Genomic DNA, 21,831 nt, shown 5'->3' on the forward strand with positions numbered 1-21,831 from the left:
CATGACCCCCTTCCAGTTCGACCCCTACGCACCGGCCGTCGATGCCGACCCCTTCCCCTACCACCACCGCCTGCGCGAGGAATTTCCCTGCTTTTGGAGCGAGCAGGCGCAGATGTGGGTGCTGTCACGCTACGCCGACATCGTCAGCGCGCTCAACGACTGGCAGACCTACTCCAGCGCCAGCGGCAACCTGATGACCGAACTGCCCGGCCGCGCCGGTGCCACCCTGGGCAGCTCGGATCCACCCCGGCACGACCGCCTGCGCGCGCTGGTGCAGCACGCCTTCATGAAGCGCAACCTGCTGGCGCTCGAAGAGCCGATCCGCGCGGTGGCGCAGCAGGTGTTTGGCCAACTGCAGGGCGTAGATCAGTTTGATTTCAAAGACGTGTCGTCGCAGTTCACGGTCAAGGTGCTGATGACTGCGCTCGGCCTGCCGATGGGCGATGAAGCGCTGGTGGCCGAGCACGAGGTGCGCGACCACGCGGTGCTGATGGTGCAAAGCGACGCCCGCACCCGCGCCAAGGGCCCCGAGCACATCGCCGCCTACCAGTGGATGCAAAACTACGCCGCGCAAGTGATCGCGCTGCGCCGCGCCGAGCCGCGCAACGACCTGATTAGCCACTTTGCCATGGCCGAAATCGACGGCGACCGCCTCGACGAGCGCGAGGTGCTGCTCACCACCACCACCCTGATCATGGCCGGGGTCGAATCGCTGGGCGGCTTCATGATGATGCTGGCCTACAACCTGGCCAGTTTTGACGCAGCGCGCCGCGCCGTGGTTGCCGACCCCGCGCTGCTGCCCGACGCGATCGAAGAAAGCCTGCGCTACAACACCTCGGCGCAGCGCTTTCGCCGCCGCCTGATGTGCGACGTGACGCTGCACGGCCAAACCATGCGCCAAGGCGATTTCGTCTGCCTGGCCTACGGCAGCGGCAACCGCGACCCACGTCAGTTCCCCCAGCCCGACCGCTACGACCTGGCGCGCAAACCGCGTGGCCACCTCGGCTTTGGCGGCGGCGTGCACGCCTGCCTAGGCACCGCGATTGCGCGGCTGGCGCTCAAAATCGCCTTCGAAGAATTCCACCGCGTGGTGCCCGAGTACCATCGGGTGGCCGATCAACTGCCTTGGATGCCCTCGTCCACCTTTCGCAGCCCGCTGGTGCTCGAACTGGCCGTTGGCTGAAACCGCCCCGTTATTTATTTGGATGCACCTGCATGGCACAAATCACCTACATCGAAGCCCACGGCCACGCCACCACGGTCGATCTGCCCGAGGGCTGGAACCTGATGCAAGGCGCCATCGCCAACGGCATCGAAGGCATACTGGGCGAATGCGGTGGCTCCTGCGCCTGCGCCACCTGCCACTGCTACGTCGATGAAAGCCGCCTGCCCGAACTGGCCGCGCCCAGCCAGACCGAGCTCGACATGCTCGAACACGTGGCCGCCGAGCGCCGCCCCAACAGCCGCCTGGCCTGCCAGCTCAAGTCCACGGCGCGGCTCGACGGCCTGATCCTGCATCTGCCGGCCACGCAAGAATAAGCGACCAGCCCCACAGGACGCACCATGATCCCACCCCGCCTGCTCGAACCCAGCCCCAGCCCAGGCCCGCAACCCGAGGCCGGCGTTTTGATCGTCGGTGCCGGGCAGGCCGGCGTGCAGACCGCCGAGGCGCTGCGCAGCGGCGGCTACAGCGGCCCCATCACCCTGTTGGGCGAAGAGCCGCACGCGCCCTACCACCGCCCGCCCCTGTCCAAAGCCTGGCTGTGTGGCGAGCTGCAAGCAGCCCAGTTGCTGATGCGCGCCCCCGAAGCGCTGGCGCGCAAGGGCATCGAGCTGCGCCTGGGCGTGCGCGTGCAAGCCATCGACCGGGCGCAGCGCCGCCTGCACTTGGCCGACGGCAGCGCCCTGCCCTACGCCGCGCTGGTGCTGGCCACCGGGGCCAGCCCGCGCACGCTGGCGCTGCCAGGCGCCCAAGCCGCCGGCGTGCTCACCCTGCGCGGGCTTGACGACGCCAGCGCCTTGGCGGCCCACTTGGCCGACTGCCAGCGTCGCCAGCAGCCCCTGCTGGTGATCGGCGGCGGCTTCATCGGGCTCGAAGTGGCGGCCAGCGCACGCAAGCTCGGGCTCGAAGTCACCGTGCTCGAAGCCGCGCCGCGGCTGCTGGGCCGCGTGCTGGCCCCGGCCTTGTCGGACTGGTTTTCCGATCTGCACCGCCGCCATGGGGTGCAAGTGCGGCTAGGCGCGCAACTGGCTGCGCTCGAAACCGGCCCCGACGGGCAGGTGTGCGGTGCCCGCTTGGCCGACGGCAGCTTTTGCCCCGGCGCTGCGGTGCTGGTCGGCATTGGGGTGCAAGCCAAGGACGCGCTGGCCCAAGCCGCCGGGCTGGCGTGCGAGCGCGGCATCGTGGTCGATGCCTGCGGGCGCAGCAGCGACGCACAGATCTACGCCGCCGGCGACTGCACCGCCCGGCGCCTGCCCGACGGCACCCTGTTGCGGCTGGAATCGGTGCACAACGCCACCGAACAGGCCAAGAGCGTGGCCGCCGCCATCCTCGGGCAAGAGCGCCCCTTCACCGCCACGCCCTGGTTCTGGAGCGAGCAGTACGACAAAAAACTGCAAATGGCGGGCCTGAGCGCCGGCGCCGACCAGTGGGCGCTGCGCGGCACCCTAGATGCCGCCGCCTTCAGCCTGTACCACTTCCAAGGCGCACGCTTGCTGGCAGTGGACAGCGTCAACGCCACCCGCGAGCACCTGCAGGCGCGCAAGCTGCTCGACGCCGGCGTTTCACCCACCCCGGAACAAGCCGCCGACCCCGGCTTCGACCTAGGTAGCCTGCTGCCTGCGGGCTGAAGCCGCCTGCCCGGCTCAGCGGTCAGCCTCAGTCGTTGCGCTGCGTTCCCAAGGCGCGCCTGATTTTCTGGTCGGTCTTGTACTGGCTCAGCGCGTACACCGACCAGATCGCCGCCGGAATCCAGCCGATGATGGTGATTTGCAAAAACAGGCAAAACAAACCGGCAAACGGCCGTCCGATGGTGAAAAACTGCAACCAAGGCAAAAATATTGCCAGCAAAAGACGCATGAGGGTTCCTACTTGGTAAACCGGGGCTGTTGATCCATGGGGCGCTTGCAACAGCCGCCCACCCCCCGCGGCCCTATTCTGCCACTGCAATGGTTCTAGTGCCAAAGAGCCGCGCTTGCCCGGCCCCATGCACAACGGACAGCCCAGCCCACTTTCACGAAAGCTTCATCAGCCAGTCGCCCGGCTTTCACAAGCGGCTGGCACAGTGGGCAGTGGACCACCATCCCATCCACCCACCACGCATCCATCCGCCCATGAAACCCTCGTTCTGCGTTGCTGCCGCCCTGTCGCTGGGGCTGCTCTGTGCCCCGGCCATGGCCCAGACCGAATTTCCGGCCCGCCTAGCAGGCCATGCCATTTTGCCCGCGCTCACCCTGGTTGCGGCCCCGGCCGGCGCGCCCGCCGACCTGCAGGTGAGCGGCAAGTTCACCACCGCGCAGCGCGCCGACGCCATCGCCAGCATCGAGGGCCGCTCGGGTGGCCGCCCAACCGGCATTCAAGTGCCCTTTCGCGGCCAGCCCATGCAGGGGCATTCGGGCATTTTGCACAACGCCGACGGCAGCTTTTGGCTGCTGACCGACAACGGAGCCGGCAACCGCGCCAACTCGCCCGACTTCATGCTGCACCTGAGCCGCTACCGCATCAACTTCCAGACCAACCGCTGGGAACGGCTCGAAACCGTGTTCCTGCACGACCCCGATCGGCGCGTGCCCTTTCGCATCATCCACGAAGGCACGCCGCAGCGCTTCCTGACCGGCTCCGACTTTGACCCCGAAGGTGTGCAGATCGCGGGCGGGCATTTCTGGATCGGTGACGAGTTCGGCCCCTACCTAATCAAGGTGGACCTGCAAGGCCGCGTGCGTGGCGTGTTCGAAACCCAGGTGGATGGCCGCACCGTGGTCTCGCCCGACCACCCCTCGGTGCGCACGCCCGCCATTCCGGGCGGCGAAGTGGCCTTCCAAGTGCGCCGCTCGCGTGGTTTTGAGGGCCTGGCCGCTTCGCCCGATGGCAGCCGCCTGTTTGCCATGCTCGAAGGCCCGCTCTGGGACGCCAGCACCCGCGCCTTCGAACAACGCGATGGCCGCGCCTTTTTGCGCGTGCTCGAGTTCGATGTGCAAACCGAGCGCTGGACTGGCCGCCAGTGGCGCTACACGCTCGAAGGCGAAAACCACGCCATTGGCGACTTCAACTTCATCGACAGCACCACCGCCCTCGTGATCGAGCGCGACAACGGCGAAGGCACCGCCGACCGCGCCTGCCCGGCGGGCCAGCGCCGCACCGACTGCTTCCACGACATCGCCCGCTTCAAGCGCGTTTACAAAATCGAGCTGAGCGAGGCCAACGTCAACGACGCGGTGCGCAAGATCGGCTTCATTGACCTGATGCGCATCCAAGACCCGAACCGGCGCGCGCGGGTGCCGCTCAACGACGGCGTGCTGACCTTTCCCTTCTTCACCATCGAAAACGTCGATGTGGTCGATGCGCGCCACATCGTGGTGGGCAACGACAACAACCTGCCCTTCTCCAGCAGCCGCCACCCCAACCGCGCCGACGACAACGAACTGGTGCTGCTCGACGTGAGCGAGCTGCTGGCGGCGCGCTGAGTGTGCGCTGAATGTGCTGCGCCGCCGGCCTAGAAGAGGGGCACGGACCGCGCACCAGACGGCGGCGCGGCGCCCAAGCGCACCAGCTCCAGCAGATCGCTGATGTAGGGCACGGCTTGGTCTGCGCTGCGCAGCCCTAGGTGGATGTGCTTGTGTATGCCACGGGCACCCAGCCGCACGGCCACGATAGGCAGGCGGTTGCGGTGCGCCTGCACCACCCAAAGCGGCAGCGCCGTCACGCCGCGCCCACTGGCCACCAGTTGCAACAGCACCTCGGTGTTTTCTACCGTTTTGTGTAAGCGCGGCGCCACCCCGGCTGGAGTCAAAAACTGATTGAACACATCGAGCCGCTCGGGCGGCACGGGGTAGGTTAGCAGCACCTCGCCCCCCAAGTGCTCGGGCTGCACCTGCTCCTGCGCGGCCAATGGGTGTTCCTGCGCCAGCACCAGCACCTGCTCGTAGGCGTACACCGGCTCAAAATGCAGGCCCGGTTTGTGGTGCGGATCGGGTGTGACGAGCACGTCGATGTCGTGGGCAAACAAGGCCCCAATACCGCCGAACTCAAACTTTTGTTTCACATCCAAGTCCACATCGGGCCAACGTGCTAGGTACGGGGCCACGTGCTGCAACAGCCACAAATAGCAGGGGTGACACTCCATGCCGATGCGCAAGCTGCCGCGCTCGCCCCGCGCAAACTGGCGCAGGCGCTGCTCGGCGTGCTCGAGCTGCGGCAACAGGCGTTGCGCCAGATTGAGCAGGTACTGCCCGGCCTGGGTGGGAATGAGGCGACGGCCCTCGCGCCGCCAGACGGGCGTGCCAAAGCGGTCTTCGAGCTTGCGCATGCTGTGGCTCAGGGCCGACTGCGTCAGGTGCAGGCGCTGCGCCGCTGCGGTAAGGGAGCCGGTGCGCTCAACCTCGCGCAAAATTGCCAAATGAGACCGCTCTAGCATGATTTTCAATCATTGAAATCTGAACAAAGACCATTTTACTTCATTGATAAGCGCAGGCATCATCGGTTTGGCAGGCCTTTGGCAACGCACGCAGCGCGGCCAGATGCCGGCCACAGCGCCCATTGGGGGTGTTCTTGTGCCTGTCTGAATCGCAACCGCATTGGAGTGAGATGGTTACCACCCACAACTTGGGATTTCCGCGCATGGGTTTGCGCCGGGAACTGAAATTCGCCCTTGAGGCCTACTGGCGTGCCGAATCCGACTCGGCCACGCTGCTCGATTGCGCCCGCACCCTGCGCCAGCGCCACTGGACCTTGCAAAACGGGCTCGATTGGGTTCCAGTGGGCGACTTTTCGCTCTACGACCACATGCTGGACATGAGTTTTACCCTGGGGCACCTGCCCGAGCGGGCGCAGGGTTTTGAGGGCGACGAACTGGAGCGCTACTTCCGGCTGGCGCGCGGCCAAGGCCGCTCGGCTTGCTGCGGCAGCGCCATTGCAGCCGCCGAAATGACCAAGTGGTTCGACACCAACTACCACTACCTGGTGCCCGAGTTCGACGCCCAGACCCGCTTCGAGCTCGACGACCGCCGCCTGCGCCAGCAATGGGGCGAAGCCTTGGCCCAAGGGGTGCGCGCCAAGCCGGTGCTGATCGGCCCGGTCACTTATCTGTGGCTGGGCAAGATGCGCGGCGGGGGTGACCGCCTGCACCTGTTGCCGGCCTTGCTTGAGGTGTACGCCGAGTTGCTCAAGCGCCTGCATGCGTGGGGAGCCACTTGGGTGCAAATCGACGAACCGATTTTGGTGCAAGACCTCGACCCGGATTGGCAACACGCCTTCAACCTGGCCTACCACCAGCTCAAAAACACCTCTGTGCAAATCCTGCTGACCAGCTACTTTGGGGGTTTGGGCGAGAACCGCTACCTGGCGGCGAATTTGCCGGTGGCGGGCCTGCACCTGGACGCCGTGCGCGGTCACGAGGACGTGGCGGCGCTGCTCAACATCCTGCCCTCGACCAAGGTGCTGTCCTTGGGCGTGATCGACGGCCGCAACATCTGGAAAACCGACCTCGAGGCCACGCTCAATTGGCTCGAACCCATTGCCCAGCGGCTGCAAGAGCGGCTTTGGATCGCGCCCTCGTGCTCGCTGCTGCACGTGCCGCTGGACTTGGCGACCGAGCCCGCGCTCGATCCATCCTTGCGCTCTTGGCTGTCTTTTGCGCGCCAAAAGCTGCACGAGCTGGAGCTGTTGGCGCGCGCCCTCAGACTCGGGCGCCAGAGCGTGGCGTCCGAACTGCTGGCGCACCAGCAAGGGCTGAACCAGCGCGCCCAATCCCCTTTGGTGCACCGCCCCGAGGTGCAAGCCGCCCTGCGCGCCAGCGGCGCCTTGCCCATTGAGCGCCGCAGCCCCTACACCGAGCGCGAACGCAAGCAGCAAGCCGCGCTGCAACTGCCTCTGTGGCCCACCACCACCATCGGCTCTTTTCCACAAACCGGGCCGATCCGTCAGGCCAGACAGCGCTTCAAAAGCGGCCTGATCGATGCCGCCACTTATGAGCAGGCGATGCGCGACGAGATTGCCTTGTGCGTGCGCGAGCAAGAAACCCTAGGGCTCGATGTGCTGGTGCACGGCGAAGCCGAGCGCAATGACATGGTGGAGTACTTTGGTGAGCAGCTTGAAGGTTTTGCCTTCACCGCCAACGGATGGGTGCAATCGTATGGCTCGCGCTGCGTCAAGCCGCCCATTTTGTATGGCGACGTGCAGCGCCGCCAGCCCATGACGGTGCACTGGAGCCGCTACGCCCAGTCGCTTACACGCAAGCCCATGAAAGGCATGCTCACCGGGCCGGTGACGGTGCTCAACTGGTCCTTTGTGCGCGACGACCAGCCGCGTCAGACGAGCTGCCGCCAGATCGCTCTGGCGCTGCGCGCCGAAGTGCTCGACCTAGAGCAGGCCGGCATCGCAGTGATCCAGATCGACGAACCTGCGCTGCGCGAAGGCTTGCCCCTCAAACGGGCCGAGCAGGCGGCCTACCTCGATTGGGCGGTGGCCTGTTTTGGCTTGACCGCCAACGGGGTGCGCGACGAGACGCAGATCCACACCCACATGTGCTACGCCGAGTTCAACGACATCATCGAACACATTGCGCGCCTCGATGCCGACGTCATCACCATCGAGACGGCCCGTTCGGCGCTGGATTTGCTCGAAGCCTTCGAGCGCTACGCCTACCCCAACGCAATTGGCCCCGGGGTTTACGACATCCACTCGCCCAACCAGCCCGAAGTTGGGCGCATGGTGGCGCTGTTGAGCAGTGCCGCCCAGCGCCTGCCGCTCGAACGGCTCTGGGTCAACCCCGATTGCGGTCTCAAAACGCGCCAGTGGTCAGAAGTGAAGCCGGCCCTGCAGCGCATGGTGCAGGCGGCACAGCAGTTGCGTCAAACGCACCGCCCGAGCCGGTTGCAGACTGCAAACTAAGGTCTGCGCGCCACCTGCCCCCTCTACAATGAAGCGCAGGCGTGCCACTGGGGCGCGCCCGCATTCACGAGCGAGGTGTCGCGTTGGCTTTGCTTGAGCGTTTGCGCCTAGGTGTGCGCAGCTTGGCCCTGCCCACCCTGGCCTTGGGGCTGGTCTGGCTGCTGCTGTTGCGCCAGCCCGGGGGCTGGCCGCAGGCCGATGGCTGGGTGCTGGGCGCGCTGGCCGTGGCGCTGGCCTTGTGGGCGCGGCAGCGCTGCACCACCGCCCCTGCCACGCCCCCCACCCCCCGGCTGCGCTGGCGTGCCCTGCCGCGCCTGCTGGGGGTGTTCGTCGTGCAGTCGCTGCTGGGCGCGCTGGACGTGACGCGGCGCGTCTGCAGCCCGCGCATGCCGCTGCAGCCGGGCCTGCTGGAGCTGGCGCTGCGCCTGCCCACCGAGGGTCAGCAGGTGCTGCTGGCGCTGCTGGTGAGCCTGATGCCGGGCACCCTGGCGGCACGGCTCGAAGGCGGCCGCCTGACGCTGCATGCGCTCGATACCCGTTTGCCCATCGAGGCCGAGGTGCGGCGCCTGGAGGGGTTGATCGCAGCCTTGTACGCATCCTCGCCCTCATCCGCCACCTCATCCGCCACCTCAACTGCGCCCGCATCTGGATCCGCATCAGCGCCCAAGTTCGCCCCTGCTTGCCCCCAAGCGCCCCCGCCCGCAGCGGCACCCGCGCCACCGCGCCAGCCCTGACTTTTTAAGGCCCGCCACCGCCATGGAAACCCTGCCCCCCACCCTGCCGCTCGCCCTGAGCCTGTTCGCCCTGCTGCTGGTGCTCAATCTGGCGCTCGGGCTGCTGCGCGTGCTGCGCGGCCCCGGCCTGACCGACCGCCTGTTGGCGGCGCAACTGCTGGGCAGCACCGGCGTGGCGCTGTTGCTCACGCTGGCGGCGCTGCAAGGCTGGCCTTCGCTGCGCGACGTGGCGCTGGTGTTTGCCCTGCTCGGTTTACTGGCCGCCGTGGCCTATGCGCGGCTGCGCCCGGAGCAGCACCGTGCTTGAGGCCCTGACCTGGCTGCTGCTGGCGCTGGCGGCGCTGTTTTTTAGCGCCGGCACGCTGGGCCTGCTGCGCCTGCCCGATACCTTGAGCCGCATCCACGCCCTGAGCAAGGCCGACAACCTCGGGCTTGGGCTGGCCGCACTGGCGCTGCTGCTGCATGCCGAGTCGTGGGCGGCGGCGGCCCAGATCGGGCTGATTTGGCTGCTGGCACTGGCCGCCAGCGCCACCTCGGGCTACCTGATTGCGCGCCGCTACCTGCTGGAGTCGCACGGCGCGCCGGGCAACGTCCACGACGGCCTGCAAGGACACCCATCTGGGCATCAAGCTCGCGGAGGCCCGCCTTGAGGTCCGTCCATCGCCCCGCCTGGAACGCAGCCCGCGCACCCGGAGCCGCCCCATGAACGCCGCCGACTTGGTGCTGGCGCTGGCCCTGCTGCTGCTGGCGGGTGCGGCCCTGCTGGCGCGCTCGGTGCAGATCGGCAGCGTGCTGTTCATCGCCTTTGGCCTGCTGCTGGCGCTGGTCTGGGTGCGGCTGGGTGCGCCCGATGTGGCACTGGCCGAAGCGGCCATCGGGGCCGGGGTGGCCGGGGCGCTGCTGCTGCTGGCGGCCAGCGAGTTCGAGTCGCGCCGCATCGGCAGCGCGCGCGCCGCCGGGCCGCGCCTGCCTTGGCCGCGACCACGGCAGGCGCGTCCGCGTTGGACGCTGGGCGCGCTGGCGCTGGCCTGCGCCGCCGTGCTGCTGCTGGCCGTTTTAGCCATCGAGCCGCTGGCCGGTGCCGCCACCGCAGCGGTGGCGCGCAGCCTGCCCGAATCCGAAATCGCACACCCGGTGACGGCGGTGCTGCTGGCCTTTCGCGCCTACGACACCTTGCTCGAAATTGCCGTGTTGCTGGTGGCGGCGCTGGCGGTGCAGGCGGCCCCGGCCCCGGCCCACCGCCCGTTGCCGCACGACCCGGTGCTGGCGCGGGTGGCCGCAATCACGGTGCCGCTGGCGCTGCTGGTGGCGGTGTATCTGTTGTGGGCCGGGGCCAGCCGCAGCGGCGGCGCCTTCCAGGCCGGGGCAGTGCTGGCCGGGGCGGTGCTGCTGGCGCGCTTTGCCGGGCTGCCGCTGGATCCGCAGTCGCACCTAACGCGGCCGCCGGTGCTGGCGCTGGGCTTGGCCGTCTTCATTCTGATCGGCCTCGGTGCCGGGGCGCTGGCCGGGGCGGCGCTGGGCTACCCCACCGGGTGGGTCAAGCCGCTGGTGCTGGCCATCGAGGCCGCGCTGATGCTCTCGATCGCCGCCACGCTGGTGGCGCTGTTTGGCGGGAGCAAACCAGCATGAGCGGGTTTTGGGGCGCTGGTTTGAGCGACTGGTGGGGCATGGTGTCGGGCCAGCTTTTGAGTGGGCTGTCGATCTGGTTGCTGGCCGGCAGCGCGCTGGTCCTGATGGGCTTGCTCGGGATGCTGCTGCCGACCTCGATCCTGCGCAAACTGCTGGCCTTCAACATCATGGGCAGCGGCATCTTTCTACTGCTGCTGGCGCTGCGCCCGAGCGGCCCCGACGGCGTAGCCGACCCGGTGGCGCAGGCGCTGATCCTGACCGGGATCGTGATCGCCATTGCCGCCACGGCGCTGGGCGTGCGGCTGGCGCGGCGCTACTACCAGCTCAGCGGCCAGACCGAACTGCCCGAAGACCGGGCCGCTGCGCGCGATGACTGAGGCGCTGCTGCTGCCGCTGCTGGTGTTGTGGCCGCTGGCCGTGGGGCTGGGTGTGTATGCGCTGCCCGAGCGCGCCAGCGCGGCGCTGCAAGGGCTGGGCACCTTGGTGCTGGCGGGCCTGATCGCCGCCGTGTTCGCCGCCACGCTGGCCAGCCCGGAGCCGCTGCGCGCCGCGCTCGGCGGTTGGGCTGCGCCCTTGGGGATCGAGTTGGTGGCGGACCGGCTGGCCCAAGCCATGTTGCTGCTCACGCTGCTCGTCTATGCCGCGGTGCTGCTGTACGCGCAAGCCTATTTTGCACCCGGCTCCGAAACCGCGCAGCGCTTCTGGCCGCTGGCCTGGATGCTGTGGGCGGGCCTGAACGCCGGGTATCTGTCGGCCGATTTGTTCAACCTCTACGTGGCTCTTGAGCTGGTGGGGCTGGCCGCCGTGGGCCTGACCGCCCTCACCGGCCAGAGCACGGCGTTGGCGGCGGCGCTGCGCTACCTGCTGGCCGCCCTGCTGGCTTCCAACCTGTTTTTGCTCGCCGTGGTGCTGCTGTACGCGGCCACGGGCAGTCTGGCGCTGGATTCGATCGGGGCGCACCTGGCCGCTGTGGGCACCGCCCCGTGGTACGCCAAGCTGGCTTTGGCGCTGGCCTTGGTGGCGCTGGCGCTCAAAACCGCGCTGGCGCCGCTGCACTTTTGGCTGCCGGCGGCGCACGGCAACGCCGTCACGCCGGTGAGCGCGCTGCTGTCGGCGCTGGTGCTCAAGGTCTCGCTGCTGATTTTGCTGCGCCTGTGGCTGGAGTTTGCCCCGGCGCTGGACCTGGCCGCGCTCGGTCTGCTGCTGGCGCTGTTGGGCATGCTGGCCAGCATCTGGGGCGGGGTGCTGGCTTTGACGCAGCGCAAGATCAAGATGCTGATCGCCTACTCCAGCGTCTCCCAAGTGGGCTACCTGTTCCTGCCCTTTGCCTGGCTGCTGCCGGGCGGCTTGGGGGCAGCGCTGGCGCTGGAGGCCACGCTGTTGCACCTGCTGGCGCACGCGCTGGCCAAGGCCGCCCTGTTTTTGGCCGCCGGGGTGCTGGTGCTCTCGGCCGGGCGCGACGACCTGGTCAGCCTGCGCGGCGCCGTGGCGCGCGAGCCGCTGGCCTTTGCCGCGCTCACGCTGGCCGGCGTGAGCCTGATCGGGCTGCCACCCAGCCTAGGCTTTGCCGCCAAGTGGCAGATGATGCAAGCCGCCCTGCTGGCCGACCAATGGCCCTGGCTGCTGTGGCTGCTGGGCGGCACCCTGCTCACCGCGGCCTACGTGTTTAGGATGTTGCGGCTGGCCTTTTTGCCCACTTCCGAGGCCTTCGAGGCGCGCGCGCCGCTGCCGCGGCAGCTCTCGCTGTGCGCACTGGCGCTGGCGCTGCTGGCGGCCTTGGGCGGCTTCGGCGCCGCCGCCCTGAGCGACTGGCTGGCCGCCGAGACCCTGCTCTGGCCCGGGAGCGGCGCATGAACGACTGGCTGCTGCCCCTGACTCTGGCCAGTTCGCTGCTGGCCGGCTTGGTCATCTTTTTTCTGCCCGAGCGCAGCGTGGGCTGGCGCAGTGCGCTCAACCTGGGCGCCGCCGTGCTCAAGCTGGCTTGCGTGGGCGCCATGCTGTGGGGCACGCAGCAGGGCATCAGCTACGAGCTGCGGCTGCCCTTTTTGCCCGGCCACGAGCTGCTGCTGCGCGCCGACCCGCTCGGGCTGCTGTTCGTCACCCTGTCGGCGGTGCTGTGGCTGCTGACCACCGTCTATGCCATCGGCTACCTGGAAGACTCACCCAACCGCAGCCGCTTTTTTGGTTTTTTCAGCCTGTGCGTGACCGCCACCGTGGGCATTGCGCTGTCGGGCAACCTGCTCACCTTCTTTTTGTTCTACGAGCTGCTCACGCTGGCCACCTACCCACTGGTGGTGCACCGCGGCACCCCGCAGGTGCTGCAAGCCGGGGCGCGCTACCTGGCCTACACCCTGGGCGGCGGCGTGGTGCTGCTGGCGGCCATCGTTTGGTTGCAGGCGCTGGTGGGGCCGGTGGAATTCCAAGCCGGGGGTGCCTTGGCGGCGCTGGATGCCCACGCCACCCCCGAGGCCTGGATGCTGGTGGGGATTTTTGCCCTGTTCATGGCTGGCTTAGGCGTGAAGGCGGCGCTGGCCCCGCTGCACGGCTGGCTGCCGCAAGCCATGGTGGCCCCGGCCCCGGTGTCGGCGCTGCTGCACGCGGTGGCGGTGGTCAAGGCCGGGGCTTTTGGCATCGTGCGCGTGGTCTACGAGGTGTTTGGCATCGAGTTTGCGCACAGCTTGGGCGTGCTGCTGCCGCTGGCCGTGGTGGCTTCGATCACGATCATTTTTGGCTCGCTGCGCGCCCTCACGCAAGACGACCTCAAGCGCCGCCTGGCCTACTCGACCGTGAGCCAGGTTTCGTACATCGCGCTCGGGGTGGCGCTGTTTGGCCCGGCCGGCACCATCGGCGGACTGGTGCATTTGGTGCATCAGGGCATCATGAAGATCACGCTGTTTTTCTGCGCCGGCAACTACGCCCAGACGCTGGGCGTGCACCGCGTCAGCCAAATGGCCGGCATCGGTCGGCGCATGCCCTGGACCACGGCCGCTTTCAGCATTGGGGCGCTGGGGATGATCGGAGTGCCGCCGGTGGCGGGCTTTGTCAGCAAGTGGTATCTGGGGCTGGGGGCGATCGAGTCGGGCCTAGGCTGGGTGCTGGCGGTGCTGCTGTTTTCCAGCCTGCTCAACGCGGCCTACTTTTTGCCGATTCTGCGCCTGGCCTGGTTCGAGCCTGCACCGGCGCACTGGCCGCACGAGGCGCCCGACGAGCCGCCGCGCACGGGGGACGCCGCCCCCTTGCTGCTGCTGCCCACGCTCTGCGCCGCCGCGCTGGCGCTGCTGGCCGGGCTGGCCGCTGGGCTGCCGATGAGCCCGCTGGACTGGGTCAAGTTCATCACTGCAACCGAGTACCTGCCGTGAGGAATCCAACCCCCACGCTCACTGCGCTCGCTGCCCCCCGAGGGGGCGCTGCCACAGCTTCGGGCGGCCGTGCGCCGCGGCAGGGCCACGCCTCATGACGCATCTGCCCAACATGGAAACCCTGCTGCCGCTGCTGGCGCTGTGGCCCTTGCTGCTCTTGGCGCTGCTGCTGTGGCGGCGCAGCCGCGCCTGGGCTGCCGCGCTGGCCCCTTGGGCGGCTGTGCCGGCGCTGCTGCTGGCCCTTTATGCGGTGCTGGGTGCTGCCCTGATGAGCCCTGCGGCAGCCTCCTTAAACCTCCAAACGGCCGCAGCGCCGCCCACGCTGGAGTGGCCGCATCTGCTGCTGGGCCTGCGCTTCGGGCTCGATGCCACGGGCAGCGTGTTTCTGCTGCTGGCCGGGCTGCTCTGGACCCTGGCTGGCTGGGCCGCGCACATTTATCACCGCCACGACGCGCGGCGCCACGCCCTATGGGGTTTTTGGCTGGCGGCGCTGAGCGGCAACCTGTGGCTGATCGTGGCGCAGGACGCCATCGGCTTCTACGCCGGCTTTGCCCTGATGAGCTTTGCCGCCTACGGCCTGATCGTGCACGCCCGCAGCGCCGAAGCCTGGCGCGCTGGCCGCATCTATCTGATCATGGCGGTGTTGGGCGAGGCGCTGCTGCTGTCGGGCTTGCTGCTGCGCGTGGCCGGCACCGACTCCATCGCGCTGCCGCTGGCGGCCAACGGCGGGGCACACGCGAACCTGGCCACGGTGCTGATTTTTTTGGGGTTTGGCGTCAAGGCCGGGGTGCTGGGACTACACCTGTGGCTGCCGCTGGCGCACCCGGTGGCCCCGACGCCGGCCAGCGCCGTGCTCTCGGGTGTGATGATCAAGGCCGGGCTGCTGGGCTGGATGCGTTTTTTGCCGCTGGGCGCAGAACCCTGGCCGCTGCTGGGCGCGGCGGCGCTGGGGCTGGGGCTGCTGGCGGCGCTGGTGGCGGTGGCGATCGGGCTCACCCAGCGCCAGCCCAAGGTGCTGCTGGCCTACTCCAGCATCAGCCAGATGGGCTTGCTGACGCTGGGCATCGGCGCGGCGCTGCTGCACCCCAGCGCCTGGCCGGCGCTGGCGCTGGCGCTCACCCTCTACGCCTTGCACCACGGGCTGGCCAAGGGCACCTTGTTCTTGGGCGTGGCGGTGCTGGCGCAAGCCACGGGCACGGCGCGGCGCTGGGCCCTAGCAGCCCAAGCCCTGCCCGCGCTGGCTTTGGCCGGTGTACCGCTGAGCAGCGGCTTTTGGGCCAAAGACGGGCTCAAGCAGGCCCTCTCTGGCCTGCCCGCGCCCTGGCCCGAGGCCTTGGCCTGGCTGTTGCCCGTGGCCGCGTTTGGCACCACGCTGCTGATGGCGCGCCTGCTGTGGTTGCAGGCCCAGCCAGCGGCCGCGCAAGACCAAGCCCAGGCAACGGCGATCCCCCCCGAGCACGCCACCCTTGAGCATCCTACCCCCAGCCTGCGCACCCCTTGGCTGGCGCTGCTGCTGGCCTCGCTCGCCTTGGCTGTGCCGGGTCTGCTGGCGTGGCTGGGATGGGTCACGCCGCTGCCCCTGCTGCCCACGGCAACCCCCACGCTCACCAGTCTGGCGTTGGCGCTGTTGGCGCTGCTGCTGGGTGTTGCGCTGGCCACCGCCGCGCTGCATCACCCCTGGCGCGCCCTGCCCCAGATCAGCCCCGGCGACCTGCTGGACCTGATCGAAGCGCCGTTGCAGCGCTTCTGGTTTGCCCTGCTGGCGCTCTCGGTGCGGCTGGACCAATACCGCGGAGCCAGCACGAGCCCCGCGCACCGCTGGCCGCGCACCCTGTGGCTGGAGGAGCGCCAGCTGCGCCGCCTGCCCGTGGCCGGCATCGCGCTGCTGGCCTTGCTGTTGCTCAGCGCCTTCTTGATTGGCTGATCGAGCAACTGCTGAGTGACCGGACTCCAACTTCCATCCGCATCGGCATAACGACGCCGGTGTCGTATCGGCGCCCCCCTAGCCGCGCTGCGGCGGCAGATCGGTGCAGGAGCCGTGCGCGGCCTCGGCCGCCAGTCCGATCGATTCGCCCAAGGTCGGGTGCGGGTGGATGGTTTTGCCGATATCCACCGCGTCGGCCCCCATTTCGATCGCCAGCGCGACTTCGCCGATCAGGTCGCCGGCGTGGCGGCCCACGATGCCGCCACCCAGAATGCGGCCGTGGCCGCCGGCTTCGGGGCGGTCGTCGAACAGCAGCTTGGTAAAGCCCTGCTCGCAGCCATTGGCCAGCGCGCGCCCACTGGCGCTCCACGGAAACAGGCCCTTGCGCACCGCTATCCCTTGCGCCTTGGCCTGCTCTTCGGTCAGGCCCACCCAAGCCAGTTCGGGGTCGGTGTAGGCCACGCTGGGGATCACGCGGGCGTCGAACGCGGCCGCGGCCAGCTCGGGGCGGCCCAGCAGCTCGCCCGCCACCACTTCGGCCGCCACGTGCGCCTCGTGCACCGCCTTGTGCGCCAGCATGGGCTGGCCGACCACGTCGCCAATGGCAAAAATGTGCGGCACGTTGCTGCGCATCTGGGCATCGACGCCGATGAAGCCGCGCTCGCTCACGGCCACGCCGGCCTGCTCGGCAGCAATCTTGTGGCCGTTGGGCGTGCGGCCCACGGCTTGCAGCACCAGGTCGTAACGGCCTTCGCTGGTGCTGCCATCCAAGCCCTCGAACTGCACCCGAATGCCCTCGGCCGTGGCCGTGGCCGCCACGGTTTTGGTTTTCAGCAAGATGCGGTCGAAGCGGCCCTTGTTCATCTTTTCCCAGACCTTGACCAGATCGCGGTCGGCCCCCGGCATCAGGCCGTCTTGCATCTCGACCACGTCCAGCCTTGCGCCCAAGGCTGAATACACCGTGCCCATCTCCAGCCCGATGATGCCGCCGCCGATGATCAGCATGTTCTTGGGCACGCCCGGCAGCGCCAGCGCGCCAGTGGAGTCGACCACGCGCGGGTCGTCGGGCATAAAGGGCAGGCGCACCGCCTGCGAGCCCACGGCGATGATGCAGGCCTTGAAGGACACGATCTGCTTGCTGCCGGTCTGCTCCTGGCCGCTGCCGTGCGTGGCTTCGACTTGCACCTGGTGCGGGCCGACGAAGGCACCGTAGCCGCGCAGCACCGTGACCTTGCGCATTTTTGCCATGGCCGCCAAGCCGCCGGTGAGCTTGCCGATCACCTTGGTTTTGTGCGTGCGCAGCTTGCCTAAATCGAGCGTGGGCGGGCCGAACTCGACCCCCAGCGCGCCCAAGTGGCTGGCCTCTTCCAGCACCGCCGCCACGTGCAGCAAGGCCTTGGAGGGGATGCAGCCCACGTTCAGGCACACGCCACCCAGTTCGGCGTAGCGCTCGACCAGCACGACTTTCAGGCCCAGATCGGCAGCGCGAAAGGCAGCCGAGTAACCACCCGGGCCCGAGCCCAGCACCAGCAGGTCGAAGTCGAACGGGGTGCTGGCCGCTTGTGGGGACGCCACAGGGGCATGAGTGGCCTGGGTGGGGGCAGGAGCCGGGGCTGCAGGAGAAACCACTGTGGCAGCGGCAGCGGCAGGAGCCGCTGGGGCTGTTGCCGCCTCGCCCTCGACCTCCAACGCCAGCAGCACCGAGCCTTGCTTCACCTTGTCCCCCAGCTTGACCTTGAGCGCTTTGACCACGCCGGCGTGCGAGGAAGGGATCTCCATCGAAGCCTTGTCGGACTCGACCGTGATCAGGCTTTGCTCGGCCCGGACCGCATCCCCCGGTTTCACCAGCAGCTCGATCACCGCCACCTCGTCGAAGTCGCCAATGTCGGGCACCTTGATATCCATGATTGCCATGTTGGGGCTCCTTACAGCAGCACGCGGCGAAAATCGGCCAGGATTTGGCCCAGGTAGGCGTTGAAGCGCGCCGCCGCCGCGCCGTCGATCACGCGGTGGTCCCACGTCAGGCTCAGGGGCAGCAGCAGGCGCGGCTCGAAGGCCTGACCGTTCCAGACCGGACTCATCTGGCTCTTGCAGACGCCCAAAATGGCCACTTCGGGCGCGTTGATGATGGGCGTGAAGTAGCGCCCGCCGATGCCGCCCAGGCTGGAGATGGTGAAGGTGGCACCGCTCATCTCGGTCGGGCTGAGCTTGCCATCACGGGCTTTTTTGGCCAGCTCGCTCATTTCCTGGCTGATTTGCAGCACGCCTTTTTGGTCGGCGTTTTTCAGCACCGGCACCATCAGGCCGCTGGGGGTGTCGGCGGCAAAGCCGATGTGCCAGTAGTTTTTGACGATCAGCGCATCGCCGTCGAGGCTGCTGTTGAAGTCGGGGAATTTTTTCAGCGCCGCCACGCAGGCCTTGATCAGGAAGGCCAGCATGGTGACTTTGACGCCGGATTTCTCGTTTTCCTGGTTCAGCCGCAGCCGCAGCGCTTCCAGTTCGGTGATGTCGGCGTCGTCGTGGTTGGTGACGGCCGGGATCATGACTGCGTTGCGCAACAGGTTGGCGGCGCTGATTTTCTTGATGCGCCCCAGCTCCTTGCGCTCGATCGGGCCGAATTTGGCGAAGTCCACCTTGGGCCAAGGGATCAGGCCGAGTTCGCTGCCGGCCCCGCTACCAGACCCAGCGCCCGCGGCGGCCAGTGCGGCCCGGGCCGCTTGGGTTTGCTGCTGGCCGGCCATCACGGCGCGGCTGTAGGCTTGCACGTCGGCCAAGGTGATGCGCCCCTTGAGGCCGCTGCCGCTCACTTCGGCCAGCGGCACCCCGAGCTCGCGCGCAAACTTGCGCACCGAGGGGCTGGCGTGCGGCAGGTCGGGGGCACCCAGGACCGGTGCCGGTGCCGCGCTGTGCGGCAAGCCTGCCACAGCGGCAGCCGGTGCCACCGCAGGCGCTGCCGCCGGGGCCACCGGGGTCGCTACCGGGGCCGGGGCCGGGGCCGGGGCCGGGGCCACAGCGCCCTCCACCTCCAAGTCCAACAGCACCGTGCCGATGTTCACCTTGTCGCCCAAGGCCACCTTGAGCGCGCGCACCACGCCGGCGTGCGAGCACGGAATCTCCATCGAGGCCTTGTCGCTCTCGACCGTGATGAGCGACTGCTCTGGCGCCACGCGGTCGCCCACTTTGACCAGCAGCTCGATCACTGCCACGTCTTTGAAGTCGCCGATGTCGGGGACTGTTACTTCGATCACTGCCATGATGGGGGCCTTTCGCTCGCCTCAGGCGTACAGGGGGTTGATCTTGTCGGTGTCGATGCCGTACTTGGCAATCGCTTCGGCCACTTTGGCGACGGGCAGCGTGCCCTCCTCGGCCAAGGCCTTGAGCGCAGCCAGCACGATGTAGTGCCGGTTGACCTCGAAGTGCTGGCGCAGCTTGCTGCGGAAATCGCTGCGGCCAAAGCCGTCGGTGCCCAGCACCTTGTAGCTGCGCCCTTTGGGGATGAAGGCCCGAATCTGCTCGGCAAAGGCTTTCATGTAGTCGGTGGAGGCCACCACCGGCCCGGTGTGGGGGCTGAGTTGTTGCGTCACGAAAGCCTGGCGCGGCGCATCCGTGGGGTGCAGCAGGTTCCAGCGCTCGCAGTCTTGGCCCTCGCGCGCCAGCTCGTTGAAGCTCGGGCAGCTCCAAACGTTGGCCGCCACGCCCCAGTCTTGCTCCAGCAGGCGCTGCGCCTGCAGGCTCTCGCGCAAAATCGCGCCGCTGCCCAGCAACTGCACCCTGGGCGTGAGCTTGGGCCCCTCTTGGCACAAATACATGCCCTTGAGGATTTGCACCTCGGTGCCGGCGGTGAGGCCCGGCATGGGGTAGTTTTCGTTCAGCAGCGTGAGGTAATAAAACACGTTCTCCTGCTGCTCGACCATGCGCTTGAGGCCGTGCTGCAAAATCACCGCCACCTCGTGCGCAAAGCTCGGGTCGTAGCTGATGCAGTTGGGGATGGTGGCCGCCAGCAACTGGCTGTGGCCGTCTTCGTGCTGCAAGCCTTCGCCGTTGAGCGTGGTGCGGCCGCTGGTGCCGCCGAGCAAAAAGCCGCGCGCCTGCATATCGCCCGCCGCCCAGGCCAAGTCGCCGATGCGCTGGAAACCAAACATCGAGTAGTAGATGTAGAACGGCACCATGATGCGGTTGTTGGTGCTGTAGGAAGTCGCCGCCGCGATCCAGCTCGCCATGCCGCCGGCTTCGTTGATGCCCTCTTGCAAAATCTGGCCGGCCTTGTCTTCGCGGTAGTACATCACCTGGTCTTTGTCCACCGGGGTGTAGAGCTGGCCCTTGGGGTTGTAGATGCCGATCTGGCGAAACAGCCCCTCCATGCCGAAGGTGCGCGCCTCATCGACCAAAATCGGCACCACGCGCGGCCCCAGCGCCGCGTCGCGCAGCAGTTGCGTGAGAAAACGCACATAGGCCTGGGTGGTGGAAATCTCGCGCCCTTCGGCGGTCGGCTCCAACACCGCCTTGAAGGTTTCGAGCGCGGGCACGGTGAACTGCTCGCTGCTGCGCGCGCGCCGCTTGGGCAGGTAGCCACCCAGCGCCTGGCGGCGCTCGTGCAGATAGCGCATCTCGGGCGTGTCGTCGGCCGGTTTGTAGAAGGGGATTTTGGCCAGCTCGCTGTCGGGGATGGGGATGTTGAAGCGGTCGCGGAAGGCGCGGATGTCTTCGTCGCTGAGCTTTTTGGTCTGGTGCGCGGTGTTCTTGCCCTCGCCAGACTTGCCCATGCCATAGCCCTTGACGGTCTTGACCAGCAGCACCGTCGGCTGGCCCTGGTGGTGCTGGGCGCGGTGAAAGGCGGCATAGACCTTGGAGGCGTCGTGGCCGCCGCGGCGCAACGAGGCCACGTCGGCGTCGCTCATCTTGGCCACCAGCTCCAGCGTGCGCGGGTCACGGCCAAAGAAGTTTTTGCGCACGAAGGCCCCGTCGTTGGCCTTGAAGGCCTGGTAGTCGCCGTCGAGCGTGTCCATCATGATCTTGCGCAGCGCGCCGTCTTTGTCGCGCGCCAGCAGCTCGTCCCACTGGCGGCCCCAGAGCAGCTTGATCACGTTCCAACCCGAACCGCGAAACTCGCCCTCCAGCTCTTGGATGATCTTGCCGTTGCCACGCACCGGGCCGTCGAGGCGCTGCAGGTTGCAGTTGACGACGAAGATCAGGTTGTCCAGCCCTTCGCGCGCCGCCAGCCCGATCGCGCCGAGGCTCTCGGGCTCGTCCATTTCGCCGTCGCCGCAGAAGGCCCAGACCTTGCGCTGGGCCGTGTCGGCAATGCCGCGCGCGTGCAGGTATTTAAGAAAGCGCGCCTGGTAGATCGCCATCAAGGGCCCCAGACCCATGCTCACGGTCGGGAACTGCCAGAAACTGGGCATGAGCTTGGGGTGCGGGTAGCTCGACAGGCCCTTGCCATCGACCTCTTGGCGGAAGTTGAGCAGTTGCTCCTCGCTGATGCGCCCTTCCATGTAGGCGCGCGCGTAGATGCCGGGTGCGCTGTGACCCTGCATGTAGAGCAGGTCGCCGCCGTGGCTGCCGCCGGAGTCGGTGTCGTCGGCGTGCCAGAAGTGGTTGAAGCCGGCCGCCAGCATGTGCGCCATCGACTGAAACGAGCTGATGTGGCCACCGAGGTCGCCGCCGTCGGCCGGGTCGAGCCGGTTGGCTTTGACGACCATGGCCATCGCGTTCCAGCGCATGTAGGCGCGCAGCCGCCCCTCCAGCGCCAGCTTGCCGGGGCTGGAGGCCTCTTCGCCCGGCTCGATGGTGTTGACGTAGCCGGTGGTGGCCGAAAACGGCAAGTCCACGCTGTGCTCGCGCGCTTCTTCGAGCAGTTGCTCGAGCAGGAAGTGGGCGCGCTGCGGGCCTTCGCGCTCGATCACCGCCACCAAGGCGTCAAGCCATTCGCGGGTTTCCTGGGCGTCGAGGTCGGGCGCGCTGAGCACGCTTTGGGGGAGTGGGATATCGGGCATGGGCAGTCTCCTGGTTGTCGGGGGCGGCGGTGTGCTCCAAGCCTAGGCAGCACCATCATGTTCATGGTGGCACAAGTTTTAACCA

Annotated in this window: 18 protein-coding genes; 13 read left to right on the forward strand and 5 right to left on the reverse strand. The window is 68.0% G+C overall.

Annotation, left to right across the window (positions count from 1 at the left end):
* Position 1 precedes the first annotated feature (1 nt).
* Genes SRAA_RS05360 through SRAA_RS05370 form a run of 3 tightly spaced genes read left to right on the forward strand, consistent with a single transcriptional unit; the run spans position 2 to position 2,850 of the window.
* Positions 2-1,183, forward strand: coding sequence for a cytochrome P450 (locus SRAA_RS05360; protein WP_045531354.1), 1,182 nt, complete (start codon positions 2-4; stop codon positions 1,181-1,183).
* A 32-nt stretch (positions 1,184-1,215) separates the two neighbouring features.
* A complete protein-coding gene (locus SRAA_RS05365) occupies positions 1,216-1,539 on the forward strand; it encodes a 2Fe-2S iron-sulfur cluster-binding protein (protein ID WP_029461949.1) in 324 nt (107 codons plus the stop codon).
* Positions 1,540-1,563: 24 nt separating this feature from the next.
* Positions 1,564-2,850, forward strand: a complete 1,287-nt coding sequence (locus SRAA_RS05370) for an NAD(P)/FAD-dependent oxidoreductase (protein WP_045476028.1) — start codon at positions 1,564-1,566, stop codon at positions 2,848-2,850.
* A 28-nt stretch (positions 2,851-2,878) separates the two neighbouring features.
* Here the strand turns inward: SRAA_RS05370 and SRAA_RS05375 are convergent, their stop codons facing one another.
* A complete protein-coding gene (locus SRAA_RS05375; protein ID WP_029461951.1) occupies positions 2,879-3,079 on the reverse strand; it encodes a YqaE/Pmp3 family membrane protein in 201 nt (66 codons plus the stop codon).
* A 254-nt stretch (positions 3,080-3,333) separates the two neighbouring features.
* Between SRAA_RS05375 and SRAA_RS05380 the strand changes: the two genes are divergently transcribed.
* On the forward strand, positions 3,334-4,683 hold the full coding sequence (locus tag SRAA_RS05380) for an esterase-like activity of phytase family protein (protein WP_029461952.1): 1,350 nt from the start codon (positions 3,334-3,336) through the stop codon (positions 4,681-4,683).
* A 29-nt stretch (positions 4,684-4,712) separates the two neighbouring features.
* Here the strand turns inward: SRAA_RS05380 and SRAA_RS05385 are convergent, their stop codons facing one another.
* Positions 4,713-5,633 carry a LysR family transcriptional regulator gene (locus SRAA_RS05385; protein WP_029461953.1) on the reverse strand — a complete coding sequence of 307 codons (921 nt, stop codon included), beginning with the start codon at positions 5,631-5,633 and terminating at the stop codon, positions 4,713-4,715.
* 170 nt (positions 5,634-5,803) lie between these two features.
* Here SRAA_RS05385 and metE point away from each other — a divergent pair, with 170 nt between their 5' ends.
* The 9 genes from metE (at position 5,804) to SRAA_RS05430 (ending at position 15,753) form a co-directional block, all read left to right on the forward strand.
* A complete protein-coding gene (gene metE / locus SRAA_RS05390) occupies positions 5,804-8,107 on the forward strand; it encodes a 5-methyltetrahydropteroyltriglutamate--homocysteine S-methyltransferase (RefSeq protein WP_045531355.1) in 2,304 nt (767 codons plus the stop codon).
* Positions 8,108-8,229: 122 nt separating this feature from the next.
* Positions 8,230-8,841: a Na+/H+ antiporter subunit E gene (locus SRAA_RS05395; RefSeq protein ID WP_171820223.1), complete on the forward strand. Its 612-nt coding sequence runs from the start codon at positions 8,230-8,232 to the stop codon at positions 8,839-8,841.
* A 22-nt stretch (positions 8,842-8,863) separates the two neighbouring features.
* On the forward strand, positions 8,864-9,148 hold the full coding sequence (locus SRAA_RS05400; RefSeq protein WP_045475626.1) for an MrpF/PhaF family protein: 285 nt from the start codon (positions 8,864-8,866) through the stop codon (positions 9,146-9,148).
* Complete coding sequence (locus SRAA_RS05405; protein WP_197538521.1) at positions 9,141-9,491, forward strand: cation:proton antiporter; 351 nt, start codon at positions 9,141-9,143, stop codon at positions 9,489-9,491. Before SRAA_RS05400 ends, SRAA_RS05405 begins: the two co-directional genes overlap by 8 nt.
* Positions 9,492-9,543: 52 nt before the next feature.
* Positions 9,544-10,470, forward strand: coding sequence for a DUF4040 domain-containing protein (locus tag SRAA_RS05410; protein ID WP_045531357.1), 927 nt, complete (start codon positions 9,544-9,546; stop codon positions 10,468-10,470).
* Positions 10,467-10,847 carry an NADH-quinone oxidoreductase subunit K gene (locus SRAA_RS05415; RefSeq protein ID WP_052467500.1) on the forward strand — a complete coding sequence of 127 codons (381 nt, stop codon included), beginning with the start codon at positions 10,467-10,469 and terminating at the stop codon, positions 10,845-10,847. Before SRAA_RS05410 ends, SRAA_RS05415 begins: the two co-directional genes overlap by 4 nt.
* Positions 10,840-12,324: a complex I subunit 5 family protein gene (locus SRAA_RS05420; protein ID WP_045531359.1), complete on the forward strand. Its 1,485-nt coding sequence runs from the start codon at positions 10,840-10,842 to the stop codon at positions 12,322-12,324. Before SRAA_RS05415 ends, SRAA_RS05420 begins: the two co-directional genes overlap by 8 nt.
* On the forward strand, positions 12,321-13,829 hold the full coding sequence (locus SRAA_RS05425) for a complex I subunit 5 family protein (RefSeq protein ID WP_029461392.1): 1,509 nt from the start codon (positions 12,321-12,323) through the stop codon (positions 13,827-13,829). Before SRAA_RS05420 ends, SRAA_RS05425 begins: the two co-directional genes overlap by 4 nt.
* Positions 13,830-13,923: 94 nt before the next feature.
* The gene (locus SRAA_RS05430; RefSeq protein WP_052467501.1) at positions 13,924-15,753 is read left to right on the forward strand and encodes a complex I subunit 5 family protein; all 1,830 of its coding nucleotides are present in this window, start codon (positions 13,924-13,926) and stop codon (positions 15,751-15,753) included.
* A 78-nt stretch (positions 15,754-15,831) separates the two neighbouring features.
* On the opposite strand, the gene lpdA is transcribed toward SRAA_RS05430, so the two are convergent.
* From lpdA to aceE, 3 genes are read right to left on the reverse strand one after another with little or no spacing between them, the layout of a single operon-like run.
* Positions 15,832-17,667: a dihydrolipoyl dehydrogenase gene (gene lpdA, locus SRAA_RS05435; protein WP_045531360.1), complete on the reverse strand. Its 1,836-nt coding sequence runs from the start codon at positions 17,665-17,667 to the stop codon at positions 15,832-15,834.
* Positions 17,668-17,678: 11 nt separating this feature from the next.
* Positions 17,679-19,007: a dihydrolipoyllysine-residue acetyltransferase gene (gene aceF, locus SRAA_RS05440; RefSeq protein ID WP_082039929.1), complete on the reverse strand. Its 1,329-nt coding sequence runs from the start codon at positions 19,005-19,007 to the stop codon at positions 17,679-17,681.
* 21 nt (positions 19,008-19,028) lie between these two features.
* A complete protein-coding gene (aceE, locus tag SRAA_RS05455) occupies positions 19,029-21,746 on the reverse strand; it encodes a pyruvate dehydrogenase (acetyl-transferring), homodimeric type (protein ID WP_045531362.1) in 2,718 nt (905 codons plus the stop codon).
* Positions 21,747-21,831: the final 85 nt, after the last annotated feature.

It is taken from the genome of Serpentinimonas raichei, assembly GCF_000828895.1.
Classification (GTDB): Bacteria; Pseudomonadota; Gammaproteobacteria; order Burkholderiales; family Burkholderiaceae_C; genus Serpentinimonas; species Serpentinimonas raichei.

Bases quoted from the DNA above. Each gene is read 5' to 3' on its own strand.
- SRAA_RS05360 (WP_045531354.1), top strand. From the start codon at position 2: ATGACCCCCTTCCAGTTCGACCCCTACGCACCGGCCGTCGATGCCGAC.
- SRAA_RS05365 (WP_029461949.1), top strand. From the start codon at position 1,216: ATGGCACAAATCACCTACATCGAAGCCCACGGCCACGCCACCACGGTC.
- SRAA_RS05370 (WP_045476028.1), top strand. From the start codon at position 1,564: ATGATCCCACCCCGCCTGCTCGAACCCAGCCCCAGCCCAGGCCCGCAA.
- SRAA_RS05375 (WP_029461951.1), bottom strand. From the start codon at position 3,079: ATGCGTCTTTTGCTGGCAATATTTTTGCCTTGGTTGCAGTTTTTCACC.
- SRAA_RS05380 (WP_029461952.1), top strand. From the start codon at position 3,334: ATGAAACCCTCGTTCTGCGTTGCTGCCGCCCTGTCGCTGGGGCTGCTC.
- SRAA_RS05385 (WP_029461953.1), bottom strand. From the start codon at position 5,633: ATGCTAGAGCGGTCTCATTTGGCAATTTTGCGCGAGGTTGAGCGCACC.
- metE (WP_045531355.1), top strand. From the start codon at position 5,804: ATGGTTACCACCCACAACTTGGGATTTCCGCGCATGGGTTTGCGCCGG.
- SRAA_RS05400 (WP_045475626.1), top strand. From the start codon at position 8,864: ATGGAAACCCTGCCCCCCACCCTGCCGCTCGCCCTGAGCCTGTTCGCC.
- SRAA_RS05410 (WP_045531357.1), top strand. From the start codon at position 9,544: ATGAACGCCGCCGACTTGGTGCTGGCGCTGGCCCTGCTGCTGCTGGCG.
- SRAA_RS05415 (WP_052467500.1), top strand. From the start codon at position 10,467: ATGAGCGGGTTTTGGGGCGCTGGTTTGAGCGACTGGTGGGGCATGGTG.
- SRAA_RS05420 (WP_045531359.1), top strand. From the start codon at position 10,840: ATGACTGAGGCGCTGCTGCTGCCGCTGCTGGTGTTGTGGCCGCTGGCC.
- SRAA_RS05425 (WP_029461392.1), top strand. From the start codon at position 12,321: ATGAACGACTGGCTGCTGCCCCTGACTCTGGCCAGTTCGCTGCTGGCC.
- SRAA_RS05430 (WP_052467501.1), top strand. From the start codon at position 13,924: ATGACGCATCTGCCCAACATGGAAACCCTGCTGCCGCTGCTGGCGCTG.
- lpdA (WP_045531360.1), bottom strand. From the start codon at position 17,667: ATGGCAATCATGGATATCAAGGTGCCCGACATTGGCGACTTCGACGAG.
- aceF (WP_082039929.1), bottom strand. From the start codon at position 19,007: ATGGCAGTGATCGAAGTAACAGTCCCCGACATCGGCGACTTCAAAGAC.
- aceE (WP_045531362.1), bottom strand. From the start codon at position 21,746: ATGCCCGATATCCCACTCCCCCAAAGCGTGCTCAGCGCGCCCGACCTC.